The organism is Nostoc sp. S13 (assembly GCF_029379315.1).
Lineage (GTDB): Bacteria > Cyanobacteriota > Cyanobacteriia > Cyanobacteriales > Nostocaceae > Nostoc.
In genome coordinates this window covers 1-11,148 of sequence record NZ_JAQYWQ010000167.1, presented here as the reverse complement: position 1 = coordinate 11,148, position 11,148 = coordinate 1, and the positions used below count along the sequence as shown (strand labels likewise).

Annotated in this window: 8 protein-coding genes, 1 tRNA gene and 1 pseudogene; 5 read left to right on the top strand and 5 right to left on the bottom strand. The window is 43.1% G+C overall.

The window, feature by feature from the left end; translation table 11 throughout:
- Nucleotides 1-58: 58 nt before the first annotated feature.
- Complete coding sequence (locus tag PUQ00_RS30360; protein WP_300423479.1) at nt 59-2,326, bottom strand: transglycosylase domain-containing protein; 2,268 nt, start codon at nt 2,324-2,326, stop codon at nt 59-61.
- A 433-nt stretch (nt 2,327-2,759) separates the two neighbouring features.
- Here PUQ00_RS30360 and PUQ00_RS30355 point away from each other — a divergent pair, with 433 nt between their 5' ends.
- Nucleotides 2,760-3,494, top strand: coding sequence for a hypothetical protein (locus tag PUQ00_RS30355; RefSeq protein WP_300423478.1), 735 nt, complete (start codon nt 2,760-2,762; stop codon nt 3,492-3,494).
- A 202-nt stretch (nt 3,495-3,696) separates the two neighbouring features.
- Here PUQ00_RS30355 and lspA read toward each other — a convergent pair whose 3' ends face one another.
- Both lspA and PUQ00_RS30345 read right to left on the bottom strand, forming a co-directional pair.
- Entirely contained in the window at nt 3,697-4,173 is a 477-nt protein-coding gene (gene lspA, locus PUQ00_RS30350) for a signal peptidase II (RefSeq protein ID WP_300423476.1), read from the bottom strand.
- 264 nt (nt 4,174-4,437) lie between these two features.
- Nucleotides 4,438-5,025: a biotin transporter BioY gene (locus PUQ00_RS30345; protein WP_300423474.1), complete on the bottom strand. Its 588-nt coding sequence runs from the start codon at nt 5,023-5,025 to the stop codon at nt 4,438-4,440.
- A gap of 933 nt (nt 5,026-5,958) precedes the next feature.
- Here PUQ00_RS30345 and pstS point away from each other — a divergent pair.
- The 4 genes from pstS to pstB all read left to right on the top strand — a co-directional run bounded on the left by pstS (nt 5,959) and on the right by pstB (nt 10,027).
- Nucleotides 5,959-7,140: a phosphate ABC transporter substrate-binding protein PstS gene (gene pstS / locus PUQ00_RS30340; protein ID WP_300423473.1), complete on the top strand. Its 1,182-nt coding sequence runs from the start codon at nt 5,959-5,961 to the stop codon at nt 7,138-7,140.
- Nucleotides 7,141-7,310: 170 nt separating this feature from the next.
- Nucleotides 7,311-8,261: a phosphate ABC transporter permease subunit PstC gene (pstC, locus tag PUQ00_RS30335; protein WP_300423472.1), complete on the top strand. Its 951-nt coding sequence runs from the start codon at nt 7,311-7,313 to the stop codon at nt 8,259-8,261.
- 19 nt (nt 8,262-8,280) lie between these two features.
- Complete coding sequence (pstA, locus tag PUQ00_RS30330; protein WP_300423470.1) at nt 8,281-9,162, top strand: phosphate ABC transporter permease PstA; 882 nt, start codon at nt 8,281-8,283, stop codon at nt 9,160-9,162.
- 58 nt (nt 9,163-9,220) lie between these two features.
- Nucleotides 9,221-10,027 (top strand): phosphate ABC transporter ATP-binding protein PstB, encoded by an 807-nt coding sequence (pstB, locus tag PUQ00_RS30325; RefSeq protein WP_300423469.1) that lies wholly within the window; start codon nt 9,221-9,223, stop codon nt 10,025-10,027.
- Between the two features lie 498 nt (nt 10,028-10,525).
- On the opposite strand, the gene PUQ00_RS30320 is transcribed toward pstB, so the two are convergent.
- Nucleotides 10,526-10,596 (bottom strand) — tRNA-Gly (locus tag PUQ00_RS30320).
- 50 nt (nt 10,597-10,646) lie between these two features.
- Nucleotides 10,647-11,148 (bottom strand): annotated as a pseudogene (locus PUQ00_RS30315) (hypothetical protein); the annotation flags it as partial.

The window sequence follows — 11,148 nt, the reverse complement described above, 5'->3', positions numbered from 1 at the left end:
AATGCCCAATGCCCAATGCCCAATGCCCAATGCCCAATGCCCAATGCCCAATGCCAATTTATTTTGTAATCCGTCTCATATAATTTCCCCACAACTGAGCTGCTTGAGCGCTGCTACCAGATGTAGGGGAATTATTGTCGTTTCCCAGCCAAACACCAGTTACAAGCCGCCGACTGGGGATAAAACCGATGAACCATAAGTCAACGTTTTTATCAGTCGTGCCAGTTTTACCAGCTTCCCCCAGTCCAATGGCAGCACTGCGTCCAGTACCTCTTGTGACTACGCCGCGCATTAAATTAGTCATCTCATCGGCTACACCATTTGCCAGCACTCGTTTGTTGGCATCTGGATCTTGGTCGAAGGAGTAGATTACACGACAGGTTTTGATATCATTGCGATCGCGGCAATCACCACTGTCTAAAATTCGGTTAATGGCATGGGGAGGATTCGACACACCACGATTGCCAATAGCGCCAAAAGCACCAGTCATTTCCAAAACATTGACCACGCTTTGACCGAGTACCAAGCCCGGAACTGGATCGAGGGATGACTTTATCCCCAAACGCTGCGCCATTGCCACCACTTTATCTAGCCCAATTTCTCTGGCAACTCTCAAGGCGATGGGATTTTCTGAAAGAGCCAGCCCGGTGGCAATATCTAAACTGCCAGCACTTGAACGACAGGGTTTATAGGTGAAGCCTTGCCAAGTTAAAGGAGCGCAAGAATAACTGTTAGATGGTGAAATTCCCTGTTGAATAGCGGCTGTGTAAGTAAAGATTTTGAAGGTGGAACCTGGTTGTCTTTTGGCTTGAACAGCACGATTGAACTGACTTTTTTTGTAATCAGTGCCGCCCACCATTGCGAGAATGCTGCCAGTACTGGAATCAAGGGTGACTACCGCCCCTTGAGAAAAATTAAAATTTGCGCCACCGTTATTGATTGAATTCCGTAATGCTGTTTCTGCTTGGCTCTGGATAGCTGGCTCAAGCTGGGTTTCAATGATATAATTTCCTTCTCTTGCGGCTCCCTGCCCCAAGATTGATTCCAGCTCAGAGAAGACGTAACTATAAAAATAAGGAGCGATCGTCTTAGCTTGCTGTTCGCAGACTTTAGGACTAACTTGGACAGTGGAGCGTCTGGCTCGGTTCGCATCTTCAGGTTTAATTTTGCCCATCTCCAGCAACCGCTTAATCACACGATTGCGATATTCAGCAGCTTCTAGTTTATTCTGACTATCCCCACAAAAATCGAAGCCGTTAGGGGCTGGTAGAATTCCCACCAATGTTGCTGCTTCTGCCAAAGTTAATTCTTTAGCCGATTTCTCAAAATAATATCGGGATGCATCCTCAAAGCCAGAGGTATCCCCTCCCAAAAAAACCCGATTTAAGTACATCAGCAAAATTTCATCTTTGCTGTAAAAGGTTTCAAGCTTCAAGGCGACAATTGCCTCCCGCAATTTGCGTCCCAGGCTATCTTGTCTGCCTACATACTCGCGGAACAAACTGCGGGCAACTTGCTGGGTAACAGTGCTGGCTCCTTGTTGCACATCTCCGCTGCGGCTATTGATCAACAAGGCTCGTAAAATCCCCAGAGGATCAACCCCAAAGTGCCAGTAATAACGACTATCCTCTGAAGCCACCACCGCAGTAGGCAAATAAGGGCCAAATTCCTCTAAACGCTTCATATCTATATGAGAGGTAGTCCGAGGCTCTCTCAGCGGCGTAGTTCCATCACGAGCATAAACAACTACTGGAGCGCGTGTAGCTGTCGGTAGGGGTTTTACTGAAAATTTCAGCCATTCGACACCAATCACTAACGCCAAGAGGGCGCTGACACCGCCAACACTATAAGCTGTCAAACTTGCAGCTTTGACATACCAGGCTGGTGGATCGACGTATTGCAACCGCACAGAAGCGGCGAGTTCTGGAGGCCCGAGAGTGAGAATATCGCCGTGACGCAGTTCCAGGGTATTAACACGACGCTTGCCACGATAAATCCCATTGGTGGAGTTTTCGTCTTTGATCACGAAAACTGGTGTGCGCTGAGTAGAATTCCGCGATAGTGACAGGTGAATTTGGCTGACAACAGGGTTACGGATGACGATATCGCTGGATTTGGAGCTACGACCTAGAATATAGCGATCGCCCAACAGTGGATATACCTCTGCCTTATCCGCCCCCGCATCCTGCACCCAAAGTTCCGGTACCTTGGCATTAGGCTTGAGCGCCAATTTAGAAAAATCGACCCTAGCTTGAATCGTATGTACTGCTTGAGTCAGTTGACCTAGTAACGTTTGTGGCTTGTGAGGGGGTTGGGGAGAACTCATCGGCTATTCACATCACAGTTTTTAGTGAAGAATCGGGCAAATTACAATCAATTTAAATGTTAGTCTTTCATCATTTTACTCATAAGCCAAAGCATAAATTGGCTATACGTAACTTTTTGATTTAATTTATACTTTTATTTTGCTGACAACTGTAATTAATTTGTGATTTTCGTCACTTATTTATAAAAGCATAAATTTTTTTTCCATCCTCAAAGGCTGATTTTATCTACTATTACTAGTTCTTGAACTAAACGCATAATTTTTATTATTGTATTATTAAACACTAACTCTCAATAAATAACAGATTTAATTTTTACCAATTTACATATCCACATATTCTGAAATAGACATAAATATCTTCATTTAGGAAGATTTTCTAAATTTTATTGTCTGTTTTAATGGGCCGAGTGTTCCGTTAAGGTTAATTTCAAGAATGATGGGAAAATCTCTGACCATGATTGGTACAGCTTTATCTTTAGCGCTCACCGCTAACATTGCTGTAGGTCAATCCAGTAAATCCCCCATAGCCCAATCCAGTAGCGACTCCACTAGTGCACCAACGGAAATCAAGCTGTCGCCAGAAGGGATGAAAATTCTCTGCGAGTATTTTCCACTCAACTCTCGCTGTCCTGGCGGCACAGCACTCACCCCTAGCGCTCCTAGTAGCACTACAGTACCAGCAGAAACCACGCCTAATAGCACCACCGCTCCAGATAGCACCACACCACGAGGAAGCGTTACCCCACCTGGATCTAGCACTCCCGAAAGCACTCCAGCACCAGGAAGCGTTACGCCACTTGAACCTGGCGCTCCTCGCAACTTAACTCCAGCACCAGGAAGTATTACCCCACCTCAACCTGGCACGCCTGGCAGCAGTACCGAACCAGGAAGCGTTACGCCACCTGAATCTGGTACTCCTGGCAGCAGTACCGAACCAGGTAGCTCAACCCCACCTGAACCTGGCACTCCTAGCAACTTAACTCCAGGACCAGGAAGCGTTACCCCACCTGATTCTGGTACTCCTCCTGGCAGCACTACCAAACCAGGTAGCTCAACCCCACCTGAACAACCTGGCACTCCTGGCACTCCTGGCAGTAGTATCGAACCAAGTACCTCTCCCAGTACTCCAGGCTCCAGTTCCCCAAAAACTCCTGGTACAGGTAATTAAATTAAAAGCTGAGGCATAATCTAAATACTAGTTTGCCATCAGCAATCGCTGGTGCATCTTGACCTTATCCACCAGTTATGCGAACTGGTATAAGATGAAAAATTACAATCGCCCGAACCTATAGATCAAGTCTTCGGATATACGACTAAGCAAGGGTTTTAGTAATCAATAGCCTGGGATTAACCATCCCAGGCTTAATAGTTTAATGCGACCTGCCAGTTGAAGTCGGCGTTTTTTGCAAGGAAGCAATTAACAGGCAAACAATACCGATACTAATAAATGAATCTGCCACATTAAATACAGCAAAGTTAATCAGGCGAAAATCAAGAAAATCAACGACGTAGCCTAAAATAAAGCGATCAATACCGTTGCCCATAGCTCCACCTAAAATCAAGCCATAGCCCAACTGATCCCACAAATTTAAAGTTGGACCAAACAAGGCCAACACTACCAATACTAAACTCACTCCTAAAGATAGCCAGCGCAACCACTCTACTTTCCCACTTAACAGACTAAAAGCCGCACCAGTGTTAGTGACATAGGTCAAGTGAAATATCCCAGATAAGAGTGGTAGTGTCTGCCCCAAGCTAAAAGTTTGCACCACCCAGTATTTTGTTATTTGGTCTAAGAAAAAAGCTATGAAGGCAGCGATCCAGAAAAGGCGATTTTTTAAACGCATGGCGAATTAGTCATTGGTCATTGGTCATTGGTCATTAGACTTATCCACAAATAAACCTCAAAATAGCTGAAACCCTTACATAGCTGGCTTTTTAGCTTATATAAAACAGGAACCTCTAAAACCCTCTCCAGAGCTAGGTTTCAGCCAAATAAAGTTCTCATTTCCGGATAAGTCTATTGGTCATTGGTCATTGGTCATTGGTCATTGGTCATTGGTCATTGGTCATTGGTCATGAGCTTTTGACAAATCATGAAGGACAATGAACTAATAAAACATTAAGTGACGCAATACATATGCTATTACAGTAACGGCACACACCACAGCTAGTTGCCCTGGTAGTGCAAACCAGGAGTATCTAAGGATTGCTTGCATCAAGGGTAGATTTTCTGCGCCTTTCCACTGAAAAATATAGCTAATAATCAAATAATTAATACCGCATAGGTGGAGAGTTAACAAGCCACAGATGCAACTAAAGGCGAGAGTTTCTAGTCGAGGTCTAGCTTTAAAAGCAAACAAGCCACAAATCCAAGCTCCAGGAATAAAGCCTAGTAGATAGCCAAACTGAGATAGCTTAACATAACCAATCCCGCCGCCATCGGCAAATACAGGTAATAAGGTTAACCCCATCACCAAATAGGCAATTTGCGAGAGCGCACCGGCATTTTTGCCTCCTAAACAACCCACTAGCAGCACTGCGCCAATTTGAAAACTGACTCCTAAAGAAAAAGTCTGGATTCCGTGTTGACTCCAACTCCAAGGTAAGGTAATGCTATAAGCTTCTAGGAAATTGCCACCCATTGTTAGGAGTAAGCCAATCATAGACCATAGTAATTGATTGGAAGCAGCAAACATTTATTCAGACAACCAAGGAAAGGCAAAAAGAAAAACCAATAACAAGCAGTATATTCATTAGATATCTTGCAAAAGTCCCTAACACCCCACACCCTAGATGCTCCACTTGGGGAGACTCCTATTCCCGCACTGGCTCCCCTTAATCCCCTAAGAGTTTGCTCTTAGGGGAGACAAAGCCTAGCTTTGGCGGGATGGGGTTTTTATTTGTGATTTATGCAAGAGGTCTATTAATATTGAAATGAAATTTGTGCTGACATCTTAAGAACTAGCATATTTTCTTTTGCCTTTTTGGGATGTAATTTTTCAGTTGTGCGAATAGCGGTTTAGGTGTATATTGTCTGATTTTATTGACTGAGGCGTGTTCTAATTCTGGGATTTGACCTAAAATATGGTATAATTACTGAGCCTCATATTTCTACTAATTTTTCAGAGCATTGCCTAAATTGGCTACAAAGTGCTTAAGATGTTTCCTGAATGCACTTTTTTTAGGCGATCGCTCCGCGTATCTCGCTGCACTCTGACTCGATACAATTCTTCTTTTTAAACTGGGTTTTATACCTATAACTAAAGTTTTCATTCATAATTCTTTCCTCCAGCAACAACTGCCCTTTGCCTTCTGCCTTCTCTTATAAGCCTTTTGTTTTTACCACGCTTTATCATCTATTAATATACTTTTTTGATGACTTGACCAACGAAACTACACTAAGAATAAAGTTTTGTAAATACGTGTACCCGGCTTAAAATAGCATTATTTATCACCTATTCTATAGATAAAGTATAAAATTTATCAATCAAAACTAGAAATAAGGATTTGCTCTTCATCAAAAAAATGCTTATTTTTTTGTTTTATTAACCTATCGTTAATCTTAATTGTTGTCCTTTAGGGGTATCTTAGAAACGCTCACCTGGAAATATAATAAAAAATTGATAGCGATGCTCTCACGACTTAGTGTAATAAAAACTCATCGCCTCACCGGTTCAATTTCAGTGTTAGCACTGACACTCACCCTCGCAGGTTGTGGCGGACAGCAAACCCCAGATAGCACAGCCACTAAGGATACGCCTTCTGGCACTGCTACAGATACTACCGCCTCTACCCCAACTAAATTAGACCTTGGCGGAACCGTCAAATTAACCGGGGCTGGTGCGTCTTTTCCGGCACCACTGTACGACACCTGGTTCACGGATTTGAACAAAAAATATCCAAATCTGCAAGTTGATTATGCATCAGTTGGTAGCGGTGCTGGAGTTGAGCAATTTATCAAAGGTACTGTAGACTTTGGTGCCAGCGATGTTGCCATGAAAGATGAAGAAATCCAGAAAGTGCCACCGGATAAGGGCGTTATTTTACTGCCTGTAACTGCTGGTAGTATCGTGCTGGCTTACAACTTGCCAGATGTTGCAGAACTCAAGCTGCCACGGGTCGTTTACGCCGATATTCTACTAGGCAAAATCAAGTCTTGGGATGATCCCCAAATTGCCAAGGCTAACCCAGGTGTAAAGCTTCCTAAAGAAGCGATCGCAGTTGTTTATCGTTCCGATGGTAGTGGAACCACGGGTGTATTTACAAAACACCTCAGTGCTATTAGCCCGGAGTGGAAGACTAAAGTTGGTGAAGGCAAAACTGTCAACTGGCCTACGGGAGTCGGTGCTAAGGGTAACGAGGGTGTTACCGCCCAAATCCAACAAACTCAAGGTTCTATTGGTTATGTCGAGTACGGCTATGCCAAACAAAATAGTCTCAAGTTTGCGGCTTTGGAAAACAAAGACGGTAAGTTTGTTGTAGCTAGTGAAGAGTCAGCCTCTAAAACTCTGGAATCAGTAGCTCTACCGCCAGATCTCCGCCTCTTCATTTCCGATCCAGAAGGGGCTGATTCCTATCCCATAGTCACTTACACCTGGATTTTGGCTTACAAGAAATATGCCAATGCGGCAAAAGCTAAGGCAATTGAAGCCGCGATCGAATACGCTTTAACTGAGGGTCAGAAGCAAGCTACGACACTAGGGTATGTTCCTCTACCCCAAAACGTCATCACTAAGGTAGCTGCTGCTGCTGACCAAATCAGTCCAGAGTATAAAATCTCTGTTGGCAGTGGTAGTAGCGCTAGCAAATAAGCATCAAACATCCCTAATCAATAATTGATGAACTGGTCGTTTTATGCACATTAGTAACTAAGAACAGGGAGTTACTAATGTATCAGTTTAAATAGATGATCAAACGACAATTTTACTAATCTGGTTGCCTCACACATTTTTCTCTGATTTAATTGTTAAAGTCGGTATTCATGACTACAAATTCTCAAAATCTGTCATCAGCGATGAAAAATCGCTCTGACGCAGAAAAGTCCCTAGATCGGGGTTTTATTTGGCTGACTAAAATTTTCGCCTTTGGGGTTACTGCCACTTTATTATGGATTGGTTCACAGGTTGCAATTGGCGCTTGGCCTGCTATTCAAAAGTTTGGTGTTAGCTTTTTAGCCAACACCACTTGGAACCCAGTTAATGATAGCTATGGGGTGCTACCTCAAATTTATGGAACTCTCTTGAGTTCTTTTATTGGTCTACTGATAGCAGTACCAATTGGGGTTGGTACTGCTGTTGTACTGAGCGAGAATTTTTTGCCCGCTAAAGTGAAGCTGGTACTAGTTTTTGCAGTAGAACTACTGGCAGCTATTCCCAGCGTTGTTTACGGCGTGTGGGGTATTTTTGTTTTGGTGCCAATCTTAACCAGCTTGGGAAAATGGCTCAATAGTTACTTTGGCTGGCTGCCATTTTTTAGCACTTCTCCTACAGGCCCAGGAATGTTGCCTGCGGGAGTCATATTAGCGATTATGACTTTGCCCATCATCACAGCCTTATCCCGCGATGCCTTGATTTCTGTACCCCCCAGTTTGCGCCAAGCCTCTATAGGATTAGGAGCAACGCGCTGGGAAACGATTTTGCAAGTTCTCATCCCAGCAGCCTTTTCGGGCATAGTCAGTGCTGTGATGCTGGGACTTGGCCGGGCAATGGGAGAAACAATGGCTGTAACGATGTTAATTGGCAACTCCAATAACATCAGTCTCTCTCTTTTAGCACCAGCTAATACGATTTCTTCTTTACTGGCAAATCAATTCTCAGAAGCTAGTGGTTTGCAAGTTGCGGCTTTAATGTATGCGGCTTTAGTTCTATTTTTCTTGACGCTGGTAGTCAATATTCTGGCAGAGTTGATCGTTCTGAGAGTCAAGCGAATATAGCTTAGTTTTGGGTTAAATTATGACTTCTAATTTTCCAGAGCGCAGTTTAACTCGCTCTCCTATGTCTCAGAGGACACTGTTTAATACAGTGATGACCGTAGTTGCATTTACCTGCGGAGTATTGGCACTTTTACCTTTGCTAGCAGTGCTATCTTACGTGATTATTAAAGGCTTTAGCAGTCTGAATCTGGCGGTGTTTGTTGAATTGCCACCGAAGGCTCTACAAAAGGGAGGAGGCTTTGGTAATGCAATCTTAGGCACACTGCTGATGGTAGGAATTGCTGCCTTAATTAGCATCCCCTTTGGAGTTTTAGGGGCTATTTACATCACAGAATTTAGTTCGGCGAAAGTAGCCAGATGGGTACGTTTTGCGGCTAATGTCCTTAGTGGAGTCCCCTCAATTATTGCTGGGGTATTTGCCTATGGGATTGTAGTTTTAGCACTGGTAAAATTGAACTTAGGATCATATTCCGCTCTCGGTGGAGGGTTTGCACTGGCAATTTTGATGTTGCCAATTATTTTGCGAACTACTGATGAAGCCTTGCAGTTAGTATCCCAAGATTTGCGACAAGCATCTGTAGGGTTAGGAGCGACTAACTTTCAAACAGTGAGTCAAGTAGTCTTACCAGCAGCTTTACCAGCAATTGTAACCGGGGCAACGCTGGCGATCGCCAGAGCATCTGGAGAAACGGCACCTTTACTATTTACTGCTCTGTTTTCCAACTTTTGGCCAGATAGCTTATTCCAACCAACAGCTTCCCTTGCTGTTTTGGTTTACAAATATGCCATTTCTCCGTTTAAAAATTGGCAATCACTAGCTTGGGCAGCATCTTTGATTTTGGTATTGATGGTTTTAATCACAAGTATCATCGCTCGCTGGGCAACTCGTCAAAAAGCCTAGTAAACATCCTATCTACAGTGCAGATCCACATCGCTAAAACTAACACTAAACTTAATTTATGGCTACTAATATTAGCACAGTGAATGACACTGAAACCGTTTTACGCACCGAAAATCTTAACGTTTACTACGGCAAGTTTTTAGCCTTACAAAATATTTGGCTAGATATACCGAAAAATCAGGTGACAGCCTTTATTGGCCCTTCTGGTTGTGGTAAAAGTACGTTGTTGCGATGCTATAACCGCCTCAATGACCTGATTGAGTCATTTCGGGCAGAAGGTCAAATACTTTTTTACGATAAAAACTTATATGCATCCGACATCGATCCTGTAGAAGTGCGTCGTCGGATTGGGATGGTGTTTCAAAGACCAAACCCATTTCCAAAATCAATTTATGACAATATTGCTTTTGGAGCCAAAATCAACGGTTACAAAGGTAATTTTGATGAATTGGTAGAAAGCAGTCTCAGAAAAGCAGCTTTGTGGGATGAAGTCAAAGATAAACTGCGACAAAGTGGCTCGTCTTTATCTGGTGGACAACAACAACGGTTGTGTATTGCTCGAGCGATCGCAGTACAACCTGAAGTTATATTGATGGATGAACCTTGCTCCGCCCTCGACCCTATTTCCACCTTGCGGGTTGAAGAACTAATTCACCAACTTAAAGAGCAATATACCATCGTTATCGTCACTCATAATATGCAGCAAGCAGCGCGGGTTTCTGATAAGACAGCCTTTTTTAATGTTCGCACTACAGAAACAGGTGGTCGTAACGGTTTCATGGTAGAGTACGATGCCACAGAAATAATTTTTAACAATCCTAAGCAGGAAGACACCAGAGATTACGTTAGCGGCAGATTTGGATAAATATTACATATTATTTATGTTGTAGCGATGAGGGATACTCAGAAAATAAAGCTGTGCGATATTCCTCTAGTTTTTTTATTTCTTCGTCAACTTTGGCGTAGGCGTAGCCCGCCGCAGGCATCGCTTAATCAATTATGGCTGTTTCTTGGTCAAAAAAAGCAATAATTAAGCTGTTTAACATCAGACTTGCATTGACTGGGCGGGCAAGATACTCACTCTACAATAGTCCAACACATAGCAAAGTAATAGTGTTCACTTGCCTTGCTATTTATTCCATACTTGTAGGTTTTGTGATAACTACATTTAGCAATCCTATCTGACTTGTGAAAATTACTGTTTTAACGAACCGCAGAGGCGCAGAGAACGCAGAGAGAGGAATAAACAGAAATTTTCATAAATGAATTAGGACTGCTATAATAGGCATTCCGTGATTGAAACAGTTATTTTACCAAGCACAGACTTGCTTTTTGCGCCAGTGAATTTCAAAGTTTTTTTCTAAGCGGGCGGCGGGAATCGAACCCGCATTAATAGCTTGGAAGGCTATAGTTTTACCACTAAACTACGCCCGCAAATCTCCAACCTGATAAATCTAACACAGTTTTTGCAAAAATTCAAGCATTTAGTTGGAACTGGCAGGTTGGATTTTGATTCGTACATAAAGATTGCTCAAACCTGGTTTTGTCCCATCGTTGTTGTGAGCAGCAATAAAGTTTTCTGTTTTGAAAACTTCGCTAAGGACTTGCTCGTATCTGCTTTTTTGGCTTTGCAATCTTGCTGGTTCTATTTCTAGAACTACAGCCTGTTGAAAGTTGCCATTGTTATCAATTATTAAGCTAGCCAATATCTGTGCTGGTTCAAGTCCAGAATTATGGACAAGAAAACTTGAGTCTAACTGTTTTGTGTTGCTTCCCTTGTATAAAGCAATAACGTCGGGTAAGGCATCTTGTCGCAATCTTCCTGCTTGTATCAAGTTACTCACTTCATCTTTAACCAAAGGAGCTACTACTGCTACCGATGCTCCCTCAGTCGGAGTTGGTGAAGTTTGTCTGGTGGGAGTTGGTGGAGTTTGTCTGGTGGGAGTTGGTGGAGTTTGTCTGGTGGGAGTTGGTGAAGTTTGTCTG